At 58.9% G+C, this 22751-nt stretch carries 15 protein-coding genes; 8 read left to right on the top strand and 7 right to left on the bottom strand.

Translation table 11 applies throughout. The features are described 5' to 3' along the window. Positions 1 to 278 precede the first annotated feature (278 nt). The 5 genes from HHL21_RS06075 to HHL21_RS06055 all read left to right on the top strand — a co-directional run bounded on the left by HHL21_RS06075 (position 279) and on the right by HHL21_RS06055 (position 8714). Complete coding sequence (locus HHL21_RS06075; protein WP_169464339.1) at positions 279 to 1811, top strand: TonB C-terminal domain-containing protein; 1533 nt, start codon at positions 279 to 281, stop codon at positions 1809 to 1811. 527 nt (positions 1812 to 2338) lie between these two features. After that, entirely contained in the window at positions 2339 to 3574 is a 1236-nt protein-coding gene (locus HHL21_RS06070; RefSeq protein ID WP_169464338.1) for a DNA cytosine methyltransferase, read from the top strand. Beyond that, positions 3575 to 4498 (top strand): XamI family restriction endonuclease, encoded by a 924-nt coding sequence (locus tag HHL21_RS06065; protein ID WP_169464337.1) that lies wholly within the window; start codon positions 3575 to 3577, stop codon positions 4496 to 4498. 110 nt (positions 4499 to 4608) lie between these two features. Beyond that, positions 4609 to 7203 carry an AAA family ATPase gene (locus HHL21_RS06060; protein WP_169464336.1) on the top strand — a complete coding sequence of 865 codons (2595 nt, stop codon included), beginning with the start codon at positions 4609 to 4611 and terminating at the stop codon, positions 7201 to 7203. Further along, on the top strand, positions 7200 to 8714 hold the full coding sequence (locus HHL21_RS06055; protein WP_169464335.1) for an AAA-like domain-containing protein: 1515 nt from the start codon (positions 7200 to 7202) through the stop codon (positions 8712 to 8714). The genes HHL21_RS06060 and HHL21_RS06055 overlap by 4 nt, the downstream gene beginning before the upstream one ends. 263 nt (positions 8715 to 8977) lie before the next feature. On the opposite strand, the gene HHL21_RS06050 is transcribed toward HHL21_RS06055, so the two are convergent. Continuing rightward, the gene (locus HHL21_RS06050; RefSeq protein WP_169464334.1) at positions 8978 to 10606 is read right to left on the bottom strand and encodes an ATP-binding domain-containing protein; all 1629 of its coding nucleotides are present in this window, start codon (positions 10604 to 10606) and stop codon (positions 8978 to 8980) included. 179 nt (positions 10607 to 10785) lie between these two features. After that, entirely contained in the window at positions 10786 to 11106 is a 321-nt protein-coding gene (locus HHL21_RS06045) for a TFIIB-type zinc ribbon-containing protein (protein WP_169464333.1), read from the bottom strand. Between the two features lie 229 nt (positions 11107 to 11335). Here HHL21_RS06045 and HHL21_RS06040 point away from each other — a divergent pair, with 229 nt between their 5' ends. Both HHL21_RS06040 and HHL21_RS06035 read left to right on the top strand, forming a co-directional pair. Next, positions 11336 to 11707, top strand: coding sequence for a COG4315 family predicted lipoprotein (locus HHL21_RS06040; protein WP_169464332.1), 372 nt, complete (start codon positions 11336 to 11338; stop codon positions 11705 to 11707). 324 nt (positions 11708 to 12031) lie between these two features. After that, positions 12032 to 12934: a helix-turn-helix domain-containing protein gene (locus HHL21_RS06035; protein WP_370659670.1), complete on the top strand. Its 903-nt coding sequence runs from the start codon at positions 12032 to 12034 to the stop codon at positions 12932 to 12934. Here the strand turns inward: HHL21_RS06035 and HHL21_RS06030 are convergent. The 3 genes from HHL21_RS06030 to HHL21_RS06020 all read right to left on the bottom strand — a co-directional run bounded on the left by HHL21_RS06030 (position 12921) and on the right by HHL21_RS06020 (position 19467). Next, positions 12921 to 14207, bottom strand: coding sequence for an MFS transporter (locus HHL21_RS06030; protein ID WP_169464331.1), 1287 nt, complete (start codon positions 14205 to 14207; stop codon positions 12921 to 12923). The genes HHL21_RS06035 and HHL21_RS06030 overlap by 14 nt on opposite strands. Then, positions 14200 to 16614 (bottom strand): family 20 glycosylhydrolase, encoded by a 2415-nt coding sequence (locus HHL21_RS06025; protein ID WP_229496088.1) that lies wholly within the window; start codon positions 16612 to 16614, stop codon positions 14200 to 14202. The genes HHL21_RS06030 and HHL21_RS06025 overlap by 8 nt, the downstream gene beginning before the upstream one ends. A 210-nt stretch (positions 16615 to 16824) precedes the next feature. Further along, positions 16825 to 19467: a TonB-dependent receptor gene (locus HHL21_RS06020; protein ID WP_229496086.1), complete on the bottom strand. Its 2643-nt coding sequence runs from the start codon at positions 19465 to 19467 to the stop codon at positions 16825 to 16827. A gap of 271 nt (positions 19468 to 19738) precedes the next feature. Between HHL21_RS06020 and HHL21_RS06015 the strand changes: the two genes are divergently transcribed. Continuing rightward, positions 19739 to 20725 (top strand): fatty acid desaturase, encoded by a 987-nt coding sequence (locus HHL21_RS06015; protein ID WP_169464329.1) that lies wholly within the window; start codon positions 19739 to 19741, stop codon positions 20723 to 20725. On the opposite strand, the gene rtcA is transcribed toward HHL21_RS06015, so the two are convergent. Together rtcA and HHL21_RS06005 are read right to left on the bottom strand one after the other, a co-directional pair. Continuing rightward, positions 20714 to 21733, bottom strand: a complete 1020-nt coding sequence (gene rtcA, locus HHL21_RS06010; protein ID WP_169464328.1) for an RNA 3'-terminal phosphate cyclase — start codon at positions 21731 to 21733, stop codon at positions 20714 to 20716. The genes HHL21_RS06015 and rtcA overlap by 12 nt on opposite strands. Before the next feature lie 31 nt (positions 21734 to 21764). Beyond that, positions 21765 to 22601 (bottom strand): DUF4142 domain-containing protein, encoded by an 837-nt coding sequence (locus HHL21_RS06005; RefSeq protein WP_169464327.1) that lies wholly within the window; start codon positions 22599 to 22601, stop codon positions 21765 to 21767. Between the last annotated feature and the right edge of the window lie 150 nt (positions 22602 to 22751).

The following is a 22751-nucleotide window of genomic DNA, read 5'->3' as shown; positions in this document are numbered from 1 at the left end:
CAACAAAACACAAAAACCACCTTGCAAACGGGAGACGTCCATATAGAACCCATACCTCCGAAGATGAGTGAGGAATCGACTTGGACCATTAAACAGGTTTAGCCCCGGTTGTGGCGGGGCCGCCAAGGATGCGCGAGACGTTCCCGACTCATCAATAGGATACAGCCCTTCTGAAAAAGGGCAGTACACTTATGGAAATTAATGGAAGGTCAACAATTCCCCGTCGATCGGCCAAACTGTCCCCAAGATTGCAGTACAAAGCCGCAAAGGCATCGAATTTGAGCACTGCCCTCTTCATTCAACGCGTCCCCCGGCGATTGAGCACTGCGGTGCTGCTCTCCTTGCTGGTTCACGCGCTGCTGCTGAGCGTGACCTTTAGTGGCCAGACATTCGGACTTCCCGGCCTGAACCTTCCCTGGAAGGAAAGGCGCCTGGGGGCCGATGATTTGCGCATTCTGCTTGCACCGGCACTCCCTCCCGCGCCTGCGCCAGCACCAGCACCGGCGCCGGCGCCGGCAGATACTCCGCCGACAAAAATGGCCAACGCTGCGCTCGCCGCAGTGGACAAGCCCGCAGTCGCGAGCAACGTGAAACCAATACCGATGCCCCCTCCCGCCATTGCGCGCAGTGAGGCAGCCGCCGTATTAATCCCCCCACCAGCACCCGCGCCGACGCCAGCTCCGGTACCGGTCACGCCGACCGTCATGCGGCCCGAAATCAACCTGCCGATCGCACCCGACGCGCCACCCGTAAGAGCGCCCGCAATTTCGGACGTGCCAAACATTTTCTCCCAAGTGAGTGAAGCGCCTGCACGCAACATTGCGAACGACGTAGCGCAGAAGCAGCTCGAACAGGATGCGCGGGAACGGGTGCTTGAGCAGGTCAGGATCGACCAGGAAACGCAGAACGCAGAGAAACTGCGACAGGCGGAACTGATATCGAACGCGCAGCGAGAAGCGGCGCGGCAAGAGCAGCTACGACAAGACGCCCTCCGCGCCGAGCAAACGGTCAGGAGCGAAGCAGCGCGAATGGAGGCTGAACGTCAGGAGCAGGCCCGGCAAGAGGCCCTCCGTCGGGAGGCACTGCGACAAGAGCAGGCAAGACAGGACGAGAAGGCGCAGCAGGTTGCAGCGCGACAGGAACTGGAACGTGCCGAGGCCGCGCGACTGGAAGCTGCGCGTAGGGAAGCCACTCGACAAGAACAGTCAAGGCAAGCGCAGCTTGAAGCGGCGCGGCAGGCGCAGGCTCAACAAGAGTCCGCGCGCCAAGACGCAGCGAAACAAGACGCAGCACGACAAGAACAGGCGAGACAACAGCTGGCGCAGCAGGAACGGGCTGATCAGGAGGCGAAACGCGAGGAACGGCTGCGCGCGATCGGCAAGCAACTGAACGAGGAAGCGGCCCAGCGCGACGCAGCCTTGAATCGCCCCTCAGGCACGCTGCCGCCCACGGTAAGCAGTCTTCGACGCGGATGGCTCTTCGGACGCGCCGACGCCAATACCGATCTCGTTCTATACGCGGAAGCGATGAGCAAGAAGATCGAGATGAACATGACGTTCGACATGGTCCGCGAAGTAGTGAAACAGCCTCACGCCCAACCAACGGTGACGGTGGCAATCCGCGCCGACGGCTCCGTCGAGAAGGTGACTTTCGTGGTCTCCAGCGGTGTGCCCGCTATCGACGAAGCGATACGAAAAGTTGTGGCCAGCCAGGCGCCCTACGCCGCATTCCCGCCCGCCCTGGCGCGCCAGTACGACGTGGTCGAATTTCGCCGCACCTGGATATTCGACATGGCAATTCGTCTGCAGTAATGACCACAATTTCTATGCGCGTCCCTGTTCACCAAACGGCCACGGCTAATTGATCTAGGCACGCTGGGCGGAGACACAGTGTCGCGCACGCCATCAATAATTGTGCCCCGCCAAGGAGGTTCGACCCGAATCGGGCAGCCCCCGCATGCATTCCGTTTCACGGACGGCGAGATGATCGATATTAGAGTTGACTCACCCGGAGATGGATGTGAGTTGATGCGGCCCACTACATCAATGAACGCGGGCAGATCTTTGCTACGTGACGCAATCCGGATGGCTGCTGCATTGACGTTCGGTGGGGCCAAGTCCGGTTCTCGGGCAGTGAGCCGTAGGCTGCATTGGGCGATCGACCTAGAGCGCGTCGATTCCCCCGAGGTACTTCTGCAGTCAGCCATTGGAGTGTTCCACACTTAGCGGTGACATGTACTTTTTTTTGACCGCACCCCTGACTATCCATCCGGTAAGGTAAGATATGGCCAAAAATGCGGCCTCCCACCCCGAGGTCTCCTAATTTCTAAGATTGAAATATGAGCAACAAACTTGAGTTTATTTCCCTTTTCTCGGGAGCTGGTGGCCTCGATATCGGGTTTGAATTGGCTGGTTGGAATTGCCTGTACGCATCTGATATTGACAAGAATTCAATAGAGACGCTCCGACAAAACCGAGGTACGGTTTATGGTCAGAAAGTAATGCTCGAAGAAACGATAATTGAGCAATCGGATGTAAGGGAAGTAAATGGCCGAGATATTCTCGAGAAAATTCAACGTAAAAAGGGACAGGTACCACTGTTGGTGGGAGGCCCTCCGTGTCAATCATGGAGTAGTGCTGGTCATCAACTCGGATTCGACGATCCCCGCGGTCAGCTGTTCAAGGATTATGTTCGAATAGCGGCCGAGACTGGCGTTCGATGGATTATCTTCGAGAATGTGCGCGGTTTGTTAACAGCCCGCGGCGCAGATGGTAAGCCGGGTTCCGCGTTGGAACACATCCGGACAATCTTGCTCGATGCGGGATTTCAGACCGAAGTAGAGCTTCTAAACGCTGCAGATTTTGGCGTTCCGCAGCGGCGAGTGCGTCTTGTGCTTATCGGTTATAAGGTTGGCGATAAGCCTCCTTTCCCTTCTTCGACACATGCCAAAATATCGACCGAATCTGGCTTGACAAAATGGGTCTCGCTTGGGCAGTGCTTATCGTCGATACCTCCGCCTTTAGCGGACGAGATAATTCGTCCAAACGACTCGCTCAAAGCACAACTATCATTGATCGCGCCAGGGTCAGGTATGAAGAGTCCGGGTAAGCGCGAGACGACCAGACCAGGCGGTCACTGGGGATACAAACAAGGCGCGTTTATCGCGGATACTGGCAACGCCGCCCGTACCGTAACGGCTAGCGCGCAACAGGACTGGATACAAGATGAAAGTCTCGGGCTGAGACGGCTGTCGCCTCGTGAGTGTGCGGCCATTCAATCATTTCCACCGAATTGGAAGTTCGCCGGCAAACGTGTGGACGAGTACCGCCAGGTTGGGAATGCAGTTCCGCCCCTCCTTGCCTATCACATCGCCGTTGGACTTCGGGCTCATATACACGCCACAACAGTGCAGGAAGAAGTTACGGGAAAAACACACTCAAAATTAAATCCGCTGAAAGAAAGATTAATTTCCGCTGTACACTACACGATTAAAGAAGAACGTCGAAATGGCGAGTCGCGTCGGGACGTTGCACCGCGACGGGTCTCGCGTTTAACTTTGGTCGGAGAAAACTAGATGGTAACGAGCCACCTTGCTGCATTGAAGATTTATCATGCCGAGCAGGCTGAAATAGCAAAAAACGTTTATGTCCAATCCCGCGCTCCATCGGACGACGCAACCGACTGGTCACTAGTTCTACGGGCAGCACGAAAGCAAATTACCGCGGCCCTTCGGGCATCAATGTTTCTAATCGATGTACCTGCAGCGCTAGTCGAGTCAGGCGAGCACATGTTAGTTTTCCGACATATTACTGCACCGCCAATCAGCCAGGATCAGTTCAGCTTAGTATGTCCAGGATGGCGGAAGGCAACTGAGCGGCCTCACGGCTCAAGGATTAAGTTAGATGAAGCCCAGTTCATCGCGGCTGCATTTGAGGAACGAAGGTCTCGTCCGCTAACTCCTTGGGTGGACGCGGAGCGCCGCCCGCTGAAGCGAGAGGTTCGGCGACTGCTTTGGACTATCGCGCCCTTAATTGCGAGCCAACAGATACAGACGATCCAACGAACCCGTGCTGCAAGTGCCCAGGAACGAGCGATCACTACGATGCTTGCAAACAAGGGCTGGATGCGAGAGCCAAGTAGTCTGCTTGACACGCGCGCTGCCTTGCCGGCTCGACACTTCATGCATAAAACGCGTTACGCCACTGCTACATCGTCGCCGCAGGAGGTGGATATTGCGTTGGGCTTGAACAGTACTGTGGTTTTAGCGATGGAATGCAAAGTTTCAAACGATCAAACAAATTCCGTAAAGCGAGTGAATGATGTTCTGAAGAAGTCAAACGCCTGGAAGACACATTGGGGAAGCTTTGTCAAAACAGCCGCGTTGCTTCAAGGAGTAATCGCCCCAAAGGATGTGGCTAGGCTGATTGACGATGGTGTCGAGGTGTTTTGGTCTCACGACCTGTCATCGCTCGAGGAATTCATCGACACACATTCGTAAGGTCTGCTCCTGCCCCGCCCCACCAACTTCATCGGCCCAAGCTTGAATGCGTAATTTCGCATCAGAACTATTGTTCCATCGAACGCAAGTAGGAAATGTGAGGATTTAAAATGCAGCAGTCCAGTGACGGAATCCAAGAGAAGATTGCTAAGTTCAAGGAATCAATAGCTCCCGATCTCTATTCGCCTCGCGATATAGTCGATTTTGATCAGGCGGATACGGTCGTGGGCGGCTATCACCTTGAAATAACTGTACTCCAAGATCTGATATCGTCGGGCACCTTTAATGCAATATCGCTATCGACGGCTGTTCTACAGCACCCGAGATTATACGCGTTTATATGCACTCTTCTTTCCATCGCCGGCAGTATTGAATTAGAGGATGGGCGGATTCTTCCGTCGCCAATTTTTCCGCCGAAAACTCCAGAAACAGCCAAAAGCGCTTCCGAGATCATTTTCGAACTAGGAGTAGAGCGATTACTGTCCCCACCGCTCAATCTACGAAGCTTGTTTCTGGTCTTGCAGATTGGTGACGATGCACCTCGACGCCGATTGCGCGTCGATGCCAAGATTAAGTCTCGTGTTTTACGGTCCATTGAGTCCGCTTTAGTCGAGTTCAATAAAGAGCGCGGTGCAAGCCTGACTCTTGTGTCGCCAAGTTCATTGCCTTCCACAACCCGGCGTATCGTCGAATACGTAATCGCCTGCGATGGAATTGCGCGGATCGGCGTTGCCGCTACCTTTCAGGCCTATACCGGGGGGCGACAAACTCGCGACCTTACTGCAATTTTTCCAAACGTCAGAACAACACTAACGGCAAATCGAATTGCTTTCATATTAATTGCGGATGGGCAAGGATTGCGGGCCACGCCGGACAAGGTCCTAGCTGAGCTATTCTCATCAGTGCCTCATACGATGAGCCTTCACCAGGCGGAAGCAAATGGACTGCATAATGCGATCACACAGATTCTGACGGCTCCAGAAGAATTGCCTGTAGACTTGGCAGGATTAGGAAAGCTTATTCAAGATTCGTTAATGCAAGGCACAGCGATTACAGCGACCTCGTTGCCCGTTGCCTCTGAACCTGCCCGTCTTTCATTAGCTAACTTTGCTTCGGCAAACAACGATCTTGATTTAGTTATATCCAGTGACGCCCAATCGTTGACGTGGCGTCGAAGCGACTTAGTAAATCAATTTCGAAATTTGCGAATGAAATTCGACGGCGCTTCTGCTGTTGCAGGATTCTCGAAACTGGTCGATGGATCCCTTTTGTCCGACAAGATCCCATTGGCTACGTTTAATACGTCTCTGGTATCAATAGCTGAAGATCCGGTCTTTACTGAAACTTTTCTCGTTGCAGCGCGTGAAGAAAAGTTGACGCCACAATGTTTCCGGAATATAGCGCGACACGCGTTGCAAAGTGCGCCTTCTTCTCGCCTCGCAGTTGTTGTCACTGCTACGCCAATTCCCCTTTCCGAATTACCGGAACTGCGGGATATCCAAACATCGTTGCCTGTTACAGTATTGGTCATAGATATTTCTGCTTGCCTTACGATGGCTCAACAGCGAGAGGCAACACGTGATCGATTGCGAGCTATTATGCTCGAGCAAACCGACCTAACAAAGCTCAGTCCCTTTGTCGTTCGCGGTGTCACTCCTTCACGGGTCTTTTTCGGGCGTGAGGAGGAGGAAGCAAACCTTTTAAGTACACTCGCGACGAACAGCGTAGCATTGCTTGGAGGCCGTCGAATTGGAAAAACCTCGTTAATGCGACATTCAACACGACGTTTACAATCGGCAGATCTGCGCCCATTCTTCGGCGACTGTCAGGTAGTCAGAACCTGGGCCGATTTTGGCGTAATGGCGGCGCGCAATTGGGGTACATTGGTTTCAGAAGATTTTCGTCCTCACCACCTATTCGATCTAGTGGCCCAGTTAAATGACGGATCTGGGCGACCGATTGTGATTCTCCTGGACGAAATCGACCAACTACTCGATTGGGATCGAAATCATACCGAAGATCAGGTGCCTGAGGCGTTCTTCCGCGCATGTCGATCAATTTCTCAACAGGGTCTAGCCCAGTTTGTTTTTTCTGGAGAACGGACGATTGCGAATTCGCTCTGGGATGCCAAGTCACCTCATTGGAATTTCTGTAAGCCTCTAATGCTAAGGCAGTTGACGAGAACTGCGGCGAATTCGTTACTAGCTGAACCATTAGAGATATTGGGTATCCGAATCGAGGATCGTGAAAATTTTCTGAACGCATGTTGGGAAAGTACCGATGGTCATCCGGAATTACTCCAGTTTATCGGTGATAAGATAGTAGCTGCAGTCAACCAGCGCAGTCGGGATGATGTCTTTGCCTCGGCCGATGATCTCATTGGGATCACTTCCCAGTTTGAGTATGCTGAGCAGTACCTTGAGACGTATTGGGGTCAGGCCGACCCGCTGGAGCGGATCGTTAGCATCCTACTGATCAAGAAACTGCAGACAATTGACGGCTTGCTTGCGGAATTAGGAAATTTAGGCGTGCATACCGATGGCAAGCCACTCCACGAGGCGCTTAGGATGCTCGAGCTCTATGGAATAGCCGAGCAGTCTTCGTTAGGCTATAAACTACGCGCCAACTGGTTCACGACTGCCCTCTCCTATTATGGGGGGCCAGACCTTGCCATTAATCGTTACGTTGGAGAATTTAAAAAATGAGTGTTACAAACGGGCCGGTACCCCTCCATTGCAAAGAATATATTGAACGGAAATTTGAAAGGGATGTACGGGCGACTGTTATCAAACGGGACTGGGTTCTACTCCTTGGTCCGCGCCAACACGGCAAAACCTCCGCCTTGATACGCATCCGGGAATTTCTTATCGAATCCGGTTTCCGGTGTGGACTTGCAGATTTGCAACGGATGCCGCCAGGGCTTAACTTCAAACAAATGCTCGAGTGGTTCGCGACCACTGTCGCGCAATCGATGAAAATTGAGGTTGCACCACAGCTTGATAGTAACGAATTGGTGGATTGGCTCGCCAGTATGATAGCAATGCCCGGAGCGCCAGTCGTCATTCTTATCGACGAGGCTTCGTCCATCCGCGACGAGGCACAGCGGAACGCGTTTTTTGGTCAGATCCGCGCCATTAAGGGTGCGGCGGCGGCAGCCGAACCGGAATCGCTGCTCGCAAATGTTCAATTTGTGTTTGCAGGAACCTTCCGCCCAGAAACATTGGTAGACGACTTAAATTCACCATTTAACGTATGCGTGCGCATCGACACTGACGATCTCGATCTCGCCCAAGTGATAAAACTAACGAGTGTTATCTTGTCCCGCGCGGAGGCGGAGGTGAAAGATATCGCAGAGTTGATTTATTCCGCCGTTGGCGGACAACCGCATTTAGTGCAGTCGCTTGTTTCGATCGCAGAGGACGAACTTCCAGAGAATCGGTTGGAGAGCATAAAATCCCAGATTGCAGTGTTAAGTTCTGAAGGAAGTGAGCATATCAGGAGCCTTTTCCGTACAGTCGTCCAGGATTCCAATTTAGAAAAGATCGCCGCAACAGCTGCTAGCCATGGGTCAATTATTAATGACCCCGCGAATATCGACTACAAATTTATGACCACAATCGGTTTGCTCCGGCGTGAGAATGCGAATCTCGTATTCCGCAATGCTTTGTACGAAAGTATTGCGCGTTCAAGCACACAGCTGCGTCCTGACGTTCCGGAGGAGGATGCGACCCACGTTTTCCTCTTACCCCTCGATGAAGCACAATTCGATTTCATCGCGGATGTAGAACTGCGGGAGATTTGTGCCTCGTCTTATAATGGCGCCGTTTCGGCTTCGAACAGTAGGTATTTTAGACTTGCCATCATCGGTTACGGAGTTGCGTTGGAGGCGATATTGATGGATTGGCTTATCCAAAAGGGTACGCCTGCGATTACGGCGGCTATCTCTGCAGTGCCCGCGGCTCAACGGCCGCAATTTTTAGGTAAGGAAAGAGTAGCGAATCCATTGACGTGGCGGCTAGTCAATCTGATGCTGGTCGGGCGATTTCTTCACGGCGTAAGAGGGCCAGTAGATCTCCCCACCTCCCTGCGCGAGTTCAGAAATTGGGTCCATCCCGCAGTTATCAAAAAGGCTTATCACCCTGAAGCCGCCGTCGCTCCTGAAGCGCGTTTATGCAACGCGCTACTGTCAATCATCATCCGAGACATCCAAGCGTAGAGCCAAGACGGGCCCACAAACCGCACGTTCTTTAGGTGCTTGTCGATAGGGGCTACGTAGTCAAGTTCGAATACCGCTAGTGATGTCGTCTAAGCCGGAGTGCTGGATATTCATCTGGCTCGGCGCGGTGAGAAACGGGGACGGCCCTTCGAGCACGCTGGGTTGTCCGGGCAGCGTGACTATAATGGGTACGCGACATGAAATTCAAATTCTCGTGTCGCTCAACTTACGTCGCACGCGTTCGCTGTCGTTCAGGTCGCGATTCAGATTCTCTCGAGGAAGCGCTCCGCCGCCCGCTGACTCAACACCAGCACCAACTTCAACCTCGCCCGCGTCATCCCCACAAACAGCTTCCGAAACACCAGCTCATCGATCTGCTCAAAATCGATCTCCGTAAAAATCACCGCCGGCGCCGACTGCCCCTTAAACCGGTACACCGACTCCGCCAGCAATCCCCCCTCCCGAAACACCGGATTCCCAAACAAGTCGTACTCCCCCGTGAACGACTTCAGCGTATGCGCATCGCCCAGCGTATCGCGCCCAAGAATCGCCGACTTCTCCCGCCCCCTGAACGACGCAATCGCAATATCCGGCCGCGCGAACCCTGCCGCCAGGCACAGCGTGATCGCATGCTTGGTCTGCGCCAGCATCGCCTCGGTATCACCCTCCGGATACACCAGCGCCTCGATATCCGCGCCTTCAAACGGGCTGGCCGCCTCCACCGGCTGGCGCGCCTCGCCAATCGACGCCAGCATGTCGACAATCTGCCGGGGGCTGCGATAGTTGGTGTGCGAATGCAGCGTCACCCACCCCGGCAGCGGCACCATGTCGCGGCCGTACAGGTTCTGGGTCGGGTCCTCCAGCCAAGTGGCGCGGCCGCCCTCCTTCAGCATGCGCAGCAGGATGTTGCGCCAGGCGATGGAGAAATCTTGTCCCTCATCGACGATCAGCACGTCGTACATCCAGGTTTCGGGCAGCTCGGCGGTGGCCAGCGCCCTCTCCATTTCGCCCCATACCTCGGGCGACGAGTAATCGGGCGTGATGCCCTGCGCGCGCATGAAGGCGTCGCCCAGCATATGGAAGTTGGCCACTCTTCCGCCGGGCGGCACCAGGCGCTGGATGTGATCGGCAAGTGGCCGGTTGAAGCACACGTACAAGGGGCGCAGGCCGGCGTCGATTGCGTCGGCGTATTCGGCCAGCGCCAGCTGGGTTTTGCCGCTGCCGGCGGTGCCCACCACGCGCAGGCGGTATGGAGTGAAGTCCAGCCGGCGCGCCCACGTTGCCAGGCCGCCCGAGAGGCGCGTGACCATGTCGGTCGCGCATCCGATCATCGCGCTCGGGTCGGGCCGCAGGCTGAGGGTGTCGCCGAGGAAGCGCGTCACTTTCTCGAACTGGTCGCTGAATTCGGAAACAGGCAGCACTTCGCGAATTACCTGGGAAAGCCGGTCTGCGGCAGTGGCGTCGATGATGTGGCGCGGGTCGATGCCGGCCAAGTGCGGATCGCGCACGGTGTAGTCGGGGCAGTACAGTAGGTAGTCGATCGACAGCTCACCGCCGAAGCGCTTCACCAGGCCTTCGATGGTTCGCAGGATCTGGTTGCGAATTTTGCGCGGCTTGCCCTGGTAGCTCTTGACCAGGCCTTCCGGCGTTTCAGTCAGAAAGCCGGCTTTCTGCTCGATCAGCAGTACCCGCCCGTTTGGCGCGACGATGATGAAGTCGATCTCGCCGTAGGCGGAGAAGCCTTGTTCGACGTTGGTCCAGTGGACGCCGTGGTAGATGCTGTAGGGAGCGTCCGCCAGCTGCTCGTCGAGGTAGGAGAGCGTTTCAATCTCGCGCGCGGCGGTGCCGGTGATGGACATCTCGCGCCAGCCGGTCGGATGGATGTGGGCCATGGAGTCGTGGGCGGGCAGGCCGCGTCGGGATTAAAAGGACATTGTATCCAGACACGGCCGCATGCTTCATACCGTTAGCGGCGAGCGCGCATTCAGTATGGGTCCCCGCTTTCGCGAGGACGACGGGCGGCGGCCGGCGGTGTAAACAGCCGGCCCGGATCTGCGGCGATCGTAACTGGTCAGTCGAAATCGAACAGTTCGCCGAGGAAACCTTCGCGCTTCTTTTTCTTGTGGTGAGGGTAGCCATGCGACGGCTGGGAATGGCCGAATCCTTGCGGCTGATGTTGTCCCTGGTAGGGATCGTGGCGAACCTGCTGAGCCTGTTGCTGAACCGGTTGCTGCACTGGTTGCGCCACAGCACCTGGCACCGAGCGGTCGATGATCTTGTCCAGCTCGCCACGGTCCAGCCACACGCCGCGGCAGGTCGGGCAGTAGTCAATCTCAATACCCTGCCGGTCCGACATCACAAGTTGCACGTTTTTGCATACAGGACAATCCATGGCCTACTCCTTCGTTCAATAAAGTTGTTCAACAGCTCGGTTCGATACATTACCTTGTTTGCCGGTGTACAGACGCGCACCGTACGGAATCCAAGGCATTCGTTAGCGAATTCTACGCATCCAAAATATATGGGGGCTGAGGACAAAAACACAACGAGGGGTGCGATAGAATGTCCGGGCAGTTCAACTATAACCGGTCCTCGCACTCGATTTTTCACAGGAGAATTCCATGAAATCAGTCAGCCTTGGTACTGCAGTTCTGTTCACCCTCTTCACCTTCTCCGCCCACGCGTCGGACACCATGCCGGTCAAAAAATCCGGCGGCATGCTCGTCGATTCGAAGGGTATGACCGTTTACACCTACGACAAGGACTCTGCTGGCAAGAGCGCCTGCGCTGGCAAATGCGCGCAGAACTGGCCGCCTGTGATGGCTGGCGACGCGAAGCCAATGGACGCAGACTATTCGACCATCACCCGCGCCGACGGCAGCAAGCAGCTTGCTTACAAAGGCAAGCCGCTGTACACCTTTGTGAAGGATAAGAAGGCTGGTGACAAGGTGGGGGATAAGGTCATGGATGTGTGGCACGTCGTGACGGATTGACCGTTTCGTCCAGCCGCAAGACCGCGCCCCTCGCACGCGAAAGCGGGAATGACGACTCAGCGGGTAACTATTCGCTTTGACTTCACGTCAATTCGGCGGAGTCACGGGGGACGCCGAGTCCTATGCGCTTGTCCGCCGTACGGTCCGTGGCTGTGCGCGAGCGCGGCCTCTAGAAGTTATTTAGCCACTGCATGGCTTCTGGGCGATAATCGTTCCACTTTGGTACCCGATCGCTTCGATGCCGCGCACTCTCCACTTCGCTTTGCCGCCTGAAGGCCTGACGTTGTCGGCAGCCTGCATCCGTCACGTGCCAGGTCCGCACCAGTGAAGCCGACGTCCCGCGTCTCGCGCCTGTACGAAGTCATGGACCTGATGCTCGACTCGGTCGGCGATCCGCTCGCCCTCAAATCGCTGGCGGCATCGGCCAGCTATTCCTCATTCCACTTCGACCGCATCTTCCGCGAGCTGACCGGCTTCTCCGCTGTCGAATACCAGCGTAAGCGCCGCCTGCGCCGCGCCGCACACCTGCTTCGCCATGAGCCCGACGTCGCCGTCGTCCGCATCGCGCAGGATTGTGGCTTTCCCTCCAACGCGGCCTTCGCCAAGGCGTTCAAACAGCAGTTCGCGATGTCGGCTAAGGAGTGGCGCGATGGTGGCTGGCGCGCCTATATGGACCAGCAGGTCGGGCGCGAGAGCGATGTCAGTTTTTTTGTCGCCGAGCCGGACAACCTCGAAGTCATCCTCGCTCCTTACCGCGCGCCGGAGCCCGGCACGATCGCAGCGCGCATCCAGGTGCGCTCGCTCCCCGCCGTCACGCTGCGCTATCAGCGCTTCTTCGGCCAGTCGGGCGCCGCGCTGTCGATCGCCTGCAATGACCTGATCCGCCACTGCGAGCAGCTTGATGGCGTGGCCCGCTGCGCGCCGTGGTACGGCGTCTTCGACGAAGACCCGGGCTTTACTGGCGAGAGCGAATACTGCTATGACTTCGGCATCGACAGTGATGCAGTCACCGATCCAAATCTCGGCGTCCGCATTCTCCCCGCAGGCCACTACGCCGTCCTTGAGTTCCAGAAGGAGTGGCCGCGCTTCCGCTCGATGTATGAGGACTGGCTGGACAAGCAAACCGTCTGGCGCCTCGACAGCACCCGTCCGCACATCGAAAAAGTCGAACGCGACGCCGCCGGCCAGTGGCAGGGCTGGCTCGCACTGCCCGTCAAGAAGCGCTAGCGTCGCTTTCCAGCCGCACGAAGCGCATCAGCAGCAGTACCGGCAAGGCAGCGCACACCACCCACAGGAAGAACGTGCGGTATCCGAGCGCCTGCTGGATGTCGCCGCTGATCATCTTGAATAGTACGAAGCCCAGCTGCATGAAGCCAGTCCCCAGCGCGTAGTGCGCGGTCTGGTACGGCCCGCTGGCGACTACCTGCATGATGAACAGGATGATGCCGACAAAGCCGAATCCATACCCGAACATCTCCAGCCCCAATGCCGCCGCGATAACGCCCAGCGAATCGGGCTGTGCGACGCTCAGGTAATAGAACACGGCGTTCGGGAGGTTCATCGCCAGAATCAGATAGATCATCGCCCGCTTGAGACCCAGCCAGGACGTGAAGTAGCCTCCCGCGATGCTGCCGGCCAGGAAGGCGATGGTGCCAGCCGTTCCATACACCGCGCCCACTTCGCCAGTCGACAGTCCCAGCCCGCCGATCTCGCGCGCGTCGCGCAAAAACAGCGGCCCGATGGTCTGGATTTGCCCTTCTCCCGCGCGGAACAGAATGATGAATAGTATCGCCAGCCAGATGCCGGGCTTGGCGAAGAACGCGCGGATGACGTCGACCAGCGTGGTGGCGATGCCGCGCACCGAAGCGCTTCGGACGGTGCCGGCGCCCGGCAGCGCCCACAGGTGGTACAGCGCCAGCGCGACCATGGTGGCGGAAAGCAGCGCAAACACGACCGTCCATGCGGGCGCCGGACCGATGCTCTTTTCGAGGTGGCCGGCGAGGATCACCAGTCCGCCGAGCGAGAGGAATTTGGCCGCGTTGAAGAAGGCGCCCTGCCAGCCCGCATATGCCGCCTGCTGCCGTTCCGACAGGCTTGCGATGTACACGCCGTCTGCCGCGATATCGTGCGTGGCCGATGCCAGCGCCACCACCGCGAACAATCCGATACTGATCGCGAACCAGGCAGGCAACTGCAGCGCCAGTGCGACGCCGGCCAGTGCGGCACCCCCGACCAGCTGGAACGCCACGACCACGCGCTTTTTGCTGCGCGCCAGTTCAAGGAACGGGCTCCATAGCGCCTTGAACACCCAAGCGAGCCCCAGCAGGCCGGTCCAGCGCGCGATCTGGTCGTTGGGCAGGCCCATGCTCTTCAACATAAGACCGGCCACCAGCGCGACGGCGTAAAACGGCAGGCCCTGCGCCAGGTACAGCGTCGGCACCCACACCAGCGGATGGCGGGCGGCAGGCAGCGTCACTGCGGCGGCGGTTGCGTTATTCATGGCGTGCGTCTTCAGGGTCAAGGGTGACGGTTCGGCTCTTGCGGCCACGCGTGTCGAACGTGGCTATCCTAACGGCGGCCGTGCCTGGCGCCACCGTGAGCGGGACGCGATAGCGCTCGCTACCCGCGAACGGTTCGGTGCCGTCGGTAGTGTAATGCAGCGCCAGCCCCGGTAGTGCGACGTTCGCATGCACCGCGCCGTCTTTCCACATTGCGCCGGGCGGAGGCAGGCGGTAGCCGTAGGCCAGCGGTTCCTTGTCCAGATGCGGCAGTACGCGCTGGCCAAGCCGGTTTGCGAATTCGTTCCAGTCGCGCTCAATGCAGGCCGTGCGTTCGCCCGCGTCCGCAATCAGGTGCCAGCCCGGATCCGCCGCCCATGCGCGTTCGGCGAGCGAGATCATTCTCGGCGCCGCGAGGTACTCGATGCGTGAGCGCGATAGGGAGTTCTCGCCCCACAGCTGCCCTTGGATGCCCGCGATGCGCGTGGCACCGATCTCGTCGAGCGGTTCGAACACTGGCGGCGATACGGCGTGACCCATGGCGTTGCTACCCGGGGTAAGCGTGGTATCCAACGGGCAGAATGTGAAGGCCTGCCGCGTTTCGACGAAACCCGCCCAGTAGTAGCCTGGTTCTCCATGGTCCTTGGCATAGGCCATGTCGAAGTAGAGGCTTGCCGCGTTCGAGAGCACCACGTTGTAACCAGCGTTAGCCAGGCGGTAGGCGCAGTCTTCCGTCCCCGATCCCCATGCATTGTTCCAGACGTAGACGCGCGACTCCGGTCCGCCGACTTCTGGTGCGGGCAAAAGCTGCTGGCGCCCGCCGACGCATGCGTGGATCAGCGCGGTCTCTTCCCACCCGGCGAAAGCGAGGCCGTGGCGAGCGAGGATGGCGCGGCAGCGCTGCACGAAATCCGCATGCAGCTGCGAGACTTCGGTCCAGCCCTGCTCCTTCATGCGTGCGTGGCAGAGCGGGGATCCGAGCCAGGCGCCGGCCGGCACTTCGTCGCCGCCCGTGTGCACAGTCCGTATTGGCACCCCGGCTTTGCGGTACAGCGCGCAGACTTCAGTGACCACCGCATCGATAAAGCGGTCGACCGATGGCAGCGCGATGCAGATGACGTTGTCGTGCCAGAGCTGCACGGATTCGTACACAGACTCGTCGTCGGGATCGCTAAGCAGATATTCGTTCGCGCCTTCAATATCGCCATTGGCGCGCAAGCGGTCGTGGCGGGCGCGCATTGCCACTACTGCCGCACGCGCGTGACCCGGCATGTTGAACTCGGGGATGACCTCGATATGCCGCGCATGCGCGTAGTGCAGGATTTCGATGAAGTCGTCTGCGCTGTAATAGCCGGTGCCTGCGGAGGCGTCAATGTCCGCGCCCGATCCAAACGATGGCGGGAGCGATGGCTGGCCGTCCGCAGGCACGCCGCGTCGTGCGCCGATATCGGTCAGTTCCGGCAGGGCTGCGATCTGCAGGCGCCAGCCTTCGTCGTCCGTAAGGTGAAAATGGAATCGATTGAGCTTGAAGCGCGCCATGCAGTCGAGCAGGCGCATCACCGTCTCCTTGCCTGCGAAATGGCGCGCCACGTCCAGCATCATGCCGCGGTACTTGAAGCGGGGCGCATCGGTAACGCGGCCAACGGGCACACTACCGCCGTTGGACAGCAGTTGGCTCAGCGACTGGATGCCGTTGAAAACGCCATGGGGACTGGTGCCACGCACGACCACCATGTCGCGTTCTATTGTGAGCATGTAGGCTTCGTCGCCAGGTGGGCCGTCTGTGCCGACGTGGCCGACTTCCAGCACGATACGTGTGTCCTCGCCCGTTGGGCCGGTTGGTAGCTGGTCCAGCATGGCGCGAAGAAGCCGGGCTTCATCGTTCAGCGCCGAGACATGGACGATCTCCGCGTCGCGCGTCAGGTAGCAAGCATCGGCGGAGAATCGCGCCGACAACGGCCTCGGTGTAATTCGCCCGACAGCGTCCAATGGCAGCAGGTGCGAGTGTTCGTTCTGACGGAACCGGAGCGCTGCGTCGGATGCTGGCACGCGATCGTACTGATGCCGGTGCCTCTGCTCCGCGCGGGCGAATGGGATGATTACCGGATCGCCCAGGTCGGTCGGTGGTCCGCCGTCGCCGGGAACAAGGTAAAAGCCGAGCGGTGCGTCGGTCTCGCTGATTGCCCAGAACTGGGCGTCGTAGCTGATCTCGTGGACTTCGCCCGGCAGCCACTCGCCGCCGTCATTTACGATGAGCTTAAACAGGTCGCCGTTGACGTGTTCCATCGTGTAGCCCGAGCTCACCGTGCTGGCAATGGATTTGCGGCAGGTGTTGAAGCACACGGCCCACCCCGCAGCAATCACCTGATCCGAGACATTGCGCAACGCCAGCCGTGCGGTGAACGTCATGTCGCTTGAAAAGTTAGACACGCACTCCCACTCGATGGCGAGCGGAGGCATCCGCCCATTTGAATTTGTCGGCATCCTGGTCCTTCATCCCGCATGAAAAAAGGGCAAGGCCGAAGCCGCAATACCGTGAACCGTCATTCCCGCGAAAGCGGGAATGACGATGCACCTTGCTGTAGCTTCGGCCTTGCCCAATCGGTCCCTGCCCGCCAATTACAGCTTGGCGCGCAGGCCGAGGTAGAAGGTACGGCCGTTCGAGTAGAAGGCGCGCGGACGGTCATGGCTTTCCGCGTACATCTTGATCGTCTCGTTGGTGATATTCAGCGCGTCGAAGGTCAGCGTCAGGTTCTCGGTGAGCTTGACGTTGATCGATCCCGCCAGCGACGGCATGTCGTCCACGTGCTGGCTCGCGCCACGGTCCACGCCTGCCTTGTACGCGGATCGGAAGTTATAAGCCAGGCGCGCACTGAAACGCTCGTTCTCAAAGTAGCCGGTGAGGTTGTAGGTGTTCTTCGACGAGTTAAGCAGCTCGCCGCCTCCATCCAGCTCTCCGTCCGCGTAGGTGTAGTTGGCCAGGAAGCCGAAGTTCTGTCCCAGCGGCTGCTGGTAGCTCAACTCCACGCCCTTGTTGGTGCCGCTGGTGTTGAACGGCGACGTGATCTGGTACTCGGCCAGCGCGCTGCGCTTGTTGTTGTAGTAGGTTCCGGTCGACGTGCCCTGTGCGACGATGGAACGCAGGTCCATGTAGAAGAACCCTGCCGAAAGCATCGCCTTCGGTGCGAAGTACCATTCCGCCGACAGGTCGAAGTTGGTCGAACGGACCGGATCGAGATTCACGTTACCGCCGCTGCCGCTCAAGGCATCGTCGTTCAGCGAGACCGAGCCGCCCAATGCGCTGTAGTCCGGACGTGCGATGGTTTTCGCCAGTGCAGTGCGTACGACGAGGTCAGGCCGCACGTCGAACTTCAGGTTAGCGCTTGGCAGGTAGTCGCGGTAGGTGCGCTCGAACGTGGTTGGCGTGTAGGCGCCGAAGGCCGAACCGGTGATCGGATTAGGACCGCCAGCGAGATTGACGACCGTGGTCTGGCGCGTCTCGATTGCGCGCAGGCCGATATTGCCGCTCCAGCCGTCGCCGCCAAGATCCGCCATCGCGTACAGCGCGTTGGTCTTCTCGCGAACCTTGAATTCGTCCATCCAGTTGTGGCGCAGCGTGTAGTCAAGCAGCCGATTGCCTGGCACAGCGCCCCACTCGCCCAGCGCAGCGCCGTCGTACTTGAAATAGCTGGACGACAGGTTGCCACCGAGGTTGTCGGCGAAGTCGGATGGGTACATCTGGCCATTCCATGCAGGGCCAGGGTTGCTGAAGCCGACCGGGCCCGGACGCGTTTCGAGCGGGTGTTCGGCCGTGCGGTGGTGGTCGGTGAAGCGTGCGCCGAAGCGAACCGACTCCACCAGCGCACCGCGCGTGCGCCAGTCGCCATCGACCTGCGCGTACTTTTCCTGGTCCACCGACTGGGCTTCGCCGCCGCCCGCCCACGCGGTCGAGCCAGGCGAGGTGGTGTTGCCGCCCGGGTAGCTGACCGATGCCGGCGACAGGCCGTTGAGCGCGTACACCATGCCGCCGTCGACGTTGTTCTGGTAGTACACGTCCTTGCGGTCGTAGCCGACGCCGTGGGTTTTGCCGAGCTTGCCCGACAGGGTCAGGTTTTCGCTGGCGCGGAACTTTCCGTTGAAATCGAGGTACCACGACTCGCCGCCCGCTTCAGGACGGTAGATGTTGTCGACCTCCCCCGAATTGCTGGCGAATGAGGCGGCCACCAGCGTGTTGTTGCGGACCGTTGCATTCAGCGGCACCAGGTTGCTGCCATTGATCGAGTTGGCGGGCGCGGCCAGCCAGTTAGTGTTCTGGTGCGGCGCCTTCAGTTCGGAGTAGAAGCCGTTGACGTCGAGCGTCAGGGCGCTGGAGGGGCGGACTTCAAAGTCGAATGCGCCGCCGGTGCGCTTCTTCACCTGCTCGAACAGCGTCGCACCGATGAAGGTCGGCACCATCACGCCAGCCAGCCGCGGGTTGGCGACTGCGGCCGCGCTGGTAGCGCTGATCGGTGTGTAGCCGAGGATTTCCTGGCCATCGCGGCGCACCGCGGCCTTTTCGGAGAATGCCTGCAGCAGGAAGCCCGCGGTGTTGCCCGCGTTCTTCCAGTTGACCAGGCCGGACAGGTGCGGCTCGGCCTTGTCGGACAGGTCGTTGTAATTGGCCTGCACCGAACCCTCGACCGTCAGCTGCTGGCGGAAATCGAGCGGACGGCGCGTGATGACGTTGATGGCGCCCGACACGCCACCCTCAACCAGGTCGGCCGTGGCGCTCTTCTGCACGACGACGGAGCCGACCAGCTCGGAAGGCAGCAGCGAGAAGCTGCTGGAACGGCCGACGTTGCCGCCGATCTGATTGAGCAGGAACCAGTCGCCGGTGCTGATGGCGTGGCCGTTGAACAAGGTCTGCTGCAGGCTCGGGCTGGTGCCGCGCAGGCTGACGCGGTCGTTCTCGCCGAAGCCGCCTTCGCCGCCGGCGGACGATTGGGTGTTCACGCCTGGCAGGCGCTGGATGGCGTCGGCGACGTTCTTGTCGGGCATCTTGCCGATGTCCTCGGCCGTGACGACCTCGACCACCGCATCCGCATTGCGCTTCTGGCGCAAGGACTGTTCCAGCGCCGCGCGCACGCCGGTGACAATCACCGTCTGCGGTTCGCCAGCAACATCTTGTGCGTGCGCCTGCACCGACACACCCATGATCAATACCGATACAGCGGCCGCTATCGCGGTTTTGGTGTGCTTTTTCCGTGCCATCAACTCGTTCATGTTGTCTCCAAGACTATATGGGTTTCGATTACCGTAAGACTTCCAGTACCGAATTCGGCGGACGCTCGAGCGTCTCTCCTCTTCGTATTGAACGCATTCTGTCGTTATATTTCAGGCCACGTTTGTCAAATCTTGCTATCGATCGAGGCTGTGTCATTTTTGTCTATTTAATTTAGTAAGACGGAATTGTGTCGGTTTTCGGCGGATTGGAGACACCTTAGCTGGGTCATCATGCTGGTAGACCTCAATTATTTCGACGCCGGAAACCATCATGACCACGCAAAGCACCGCCATCCTCGCGCCTGACCTGCCGCTTGCGACAAAACCGCTCCGCCCGGCCGTGCTGGCGGAAGCGTCGGCCTTGTCCTCGGATGCGCGCCGCGAAATAATGGCCTTATCCGGCGCACGCCCAAAGCGCTTCGCGGCCGAGCTGCTATTTACCTGGGCCTGCATCGCAGCGTTTATCACAGCCGGCGTCTATTTCGATAACCTGGCGGTCACGCTGTTTTGTATCTTCCTGATCGGCACCCGCCAGATGGCGCTCGCGCTGCTGCTGCACGAGCAGGTGCACCGCCTCGGCATGCGCAGCAAGTACGCTGACTGGTTTATCAACGTGTTCGCGGTATATCCGCTATTCGTGACGACGGTGGAGGATTATGCGAAGGTCCATCTCTCGCACCACAAATACTGCTTCACCCAGGATGATCCGGACTTCCTCCGTAAATCGGGTGACGAATGGACCTTCCCGAAGTCGTTAGGCCAGCTGGTAATGATCGCGGTCAAAGACCTGACGGCGATGAACCTGATCCGCCTGATCCGCGGGAAAACCGCGCCGCGCACCGACGAATTCACTCGCCGCAATCCATCGCCGAAATGGCTGCGCTACGCTTTCTTTGTGGTGGCTGCAGGCGTGTTGACTGCTGTCGGTGGCTGGACCGTATTCCTGATTTACTGGGTGGTACCGGCGATGACCGTGACCCAGCTGATGGTGCGATGGATCGCCGTTTGCGAGCATGAATACAATATCGAGAACGGCACCATCCATGAAACGACGCCGCTGATCCAGCTGACTTGGTGGCAGCGCGCTCTGATGCCGGACCTGAACTTCGGGCTGCATGCATATCACCACATGCATCCGGGCGTGTCGTTCGCCAACCTGCCGAAGGTGCATGAGATTTATCGGCGCGAAGGATTGGTAGACGAGAGCGCGATTTTCAACGGCCAAGGTGCGTACCTGAAATATCTCTTAGCCCGTTAAAAGAGAGCATACGGAGTGATCAATCGACTGCTGGAAATCTATTCGGACCGGTAAGAACTTACTGATTACTTCCGCATTCGTTATCGCGTGTTGCGACACCCGGTGCATCGAGAATTTACCGCCGCCGGCCAGCGCCATCGGCAGCATCACCTGGTCGGCCAGATGTTCGCCTAGCGCCCCGCCGGAGCTGAGATAATCCTCCACCTCCCCAACGACCGCCTCCGCGACGGACTCGGCGCGGACACGCTTTTCGCCGATCGCCGTGAACACTTCCGTTATTCCCTCGTACTCAAGTGTGATCAACAGCGCATTTCCGGGTCCCTGGACGCGCGCGGGTTCGATGACCTTGAGTTGATCGCCGGTCCAGCCGAGACGCTCGCCAACAAGCTGCAGCTCGCGCTCGGCAATGGCGCCAGGCAGCCCCGCAACGACTGCTTCGGCATATGCGCCGCACAGCTCTCCGCGTTCGATCAGTTCAACCTGGCGGAGCTCTGCACACGGTTCAATCGACGCGAGCACCTCGCCGCCGCCTGCCGGATAAAAGCCATAGCGCCGTAGCTGGATGTCGACTCGCGCGCCCATCATGTCGAGCGCGCGGCCGTAAGCCCGCTGGAGAAACTGCGCAGGCGGCGCCATCGGGTTGTGCGTGCCGCCGCAGACCAGTACCGTCGATGGCCCGTCGGCGTACAGCAGCGCTGGAAGCAGGGTTTGCAGGACCAGCGTCGAGCTGCCTGCGGTTCCGATCGAGAACTTGTAATCGCCCGCCTTGATGCGGCGCGGCCTGAACTCGAGCGCACTGGAGCCGACTTCGGCGTGCGACACTTCCGCGCCGCATACCTGTGCCGCCGCTTGCACGGCCACCAGGTGCTGGCGCATCAGCCCCGGTTTGGCCCGATTGGCGCGAATGTTCGTCACGCGGAACGGCGTTCCGGTGATCATCGATAAGGTGAGCGAGGTGCGCAGTATCTGCCCCCCGCCCTCGCCTTGCGATCCGTCGAGTTCGATCATGCGGATGTGCTTCGGCCCTGCCTCGCCCGGATTAATACTTGACTGCTGGCGCCGGCGGCGGCTTGACCGTCTGGTTCGCTGCCGGCGATGGCCGCACCGCGCCTGGCGAGGTGTGGTCATTTGCCTCGCCGGTCACAGGTGGCGTAACCGGCGCGCCGGTCGTTCCCATGGTCCCGGAAGTTCCCGAGCTCGTTGACTTCGAGCGCGACGTGTCCTTCGCGGCTGGCGGCTTGACCGCGCCTGGCGACGTGTGATCGTTCGCTTCGCCTGTCACCGGCGGCTTCACGCCCTTGGCGTCGGTCTTGCCGCCGCCCTTCGACGCCATCGGCATGCCCTTGGCCGAGTGCAGGTGCTCCTCGACTGTCGGCATCATCTTGGCCGCGAGCGCTTTCACGTCCGGATCTTTGGCGCGCGCCGAATCCTTCTTCAGCATCGCGTGGACCTTGGTGTGGTCGGCCACGCCGGCCTGCTTCATGTATTCGCGGTCGAATGCTTCGCCTTCGAGCTTGCCGAGCTTGGCCGCCATCGCCTTGTGTTTGGCGTCGGGTTCGGTCGGCAGGGTCACGCCCTTGCTCTGCGCCAGCGTGGTCACGTCGGCGAGCGCCTTGGTGTGGTCGTCGATCATGCGCTGGGCGAATGCCTTGACCTCGGCGTTCTGGGTTTTGCTGACCGCCATCTTGCCGGCTTCAATTTCGGCCATGTTTGCGCGCGCCATATCCATGACAATTTTCTGATCAGCCTTGTTCAGGGCGCTGGCAGCCGGGGTGTTCATGCCAGCTGGCGCTTGCGCGTGCAAGGCCATCGGTGCGGCGAACGCGGCAACCAGGCTTGCGCTCAGCAGGGTCTTCACGACTTTTGTTTTCAGCATTTCGATCTCCATTAAAGTGAACATCAATGCCGGATTAGCAATTCCGGTATGGGTAAAGTCTAGCTGTGTCATATCTTGACGTGCGCCCGGTAGCCTGACCGCAAGTTTGCGTGCCGCGGGCCACCAGTAGTCCCTGTTGTATATGTCCCT

This window comes from Massilia polaris (genome assembly GCF_012927275.1).
Classification (GTDB): domain Bacteria; phylum Pseudomonadota; class Gammaproteobacteria; order Burkholderiales; family Burkholderiaceae_D; genus Telluria_A; species Telluria_A polaris.
This window is presented reverse-complemented; position numbering and strand designations above follow the sequence as displayed.

Bases quoted from the DNA above. Each gene is read 5' to 3' on its own strand.
- HHL21_RS06070 (WP_169464338.1), top strand. From the start codon at position 2,339: ATGAGCAACAAACTTGAGTTTATTTCCCTTTTCTCGGGAGCTGGTGGC.
- HHL21_RS06065 (WP_169464337.1), top strand. From the start codon at position 3,575: ATGGTAACGAGCCACCTTGCTGCATTGAAGATTTATCATGCCGAGCAG.
- HHL21_RS06060 (WP_169464336.1), top strand. From the start codon at position 4,609: ATGCAGCAGTCCAGTGACGGAATCCAAGAGAAGATTGCTAAGTTCAAG.
- HHL21_RS06055 (WP_169464335.1), top strand. From the start codon at position 7,200: ATGAGTGTTACAAACGGGCCGGTACCCCTCCATTGCAAAGAATATATT.
- HHL21_RS06050 (WP_169464334.1), bottom strand. From the start codon at position 10,606: ATGGCCCACATCCATCCGACCGGCTGGCGCGAGATGTCCATCACCGGC.
- HHL21_RS06045 (WP_169464333.1), bottom strand. From the start codon at position 11,106: ATGGATTGTCCTGTATGCAAAAACGTGCAACTTGTGATGTCGGACCGG.
- HHL21_RS06040 (WP_169464332.1), top strand. From the start codon at position 11,336: ATGAAATCAGTCAGCCTTGGTACTGCAGTTCTGTTCACCCTCTTCACC.
- HHL21_RS06030 (WP_169464331.1), bottom strand. From the start codon at position 14,207: ATGAATAACGCAACCGCCGCCGCAGTGACGCTGCCTGCCGCCCGCCAT.
- HHL21_RS06025 (WP_229496088.1), bottom strand. From the start codon at position 16,614: ATGACGTTCACCGCACGGCTGGCGTTGCGCAATGTCTCGGATCAGGTG.
- HHL21_RS06020 (WP_229496086.1), bottom strand. From the start codon at position 19,467: ATGAACGAGTTGATGGCACGGAAAAAGCACACCAAAACCGCGATAGCG.
- HHL21_RS06015 (WP_169464329.1), top strand. From the start codon at position 19,739: ATGACCACGCAAAGCACCGCCATCCTCGCGCCTGACCTGCCGCTTGCG.
- rtcA (WP_169464328.1), bottom strand. From the start codon at position 21,733: ATGATCGAACTCGACGGATCGCAAGGCGAGGGCGGGGGGCAGATACTG.
- HHL21_RS06005 (WP_169464327.1), bottom strand. From the start codon at position 22,601: ATGCTGAAAACAAAAGTCGTGAAGACCCTGCTGAGCGCAAGCCTGGTT.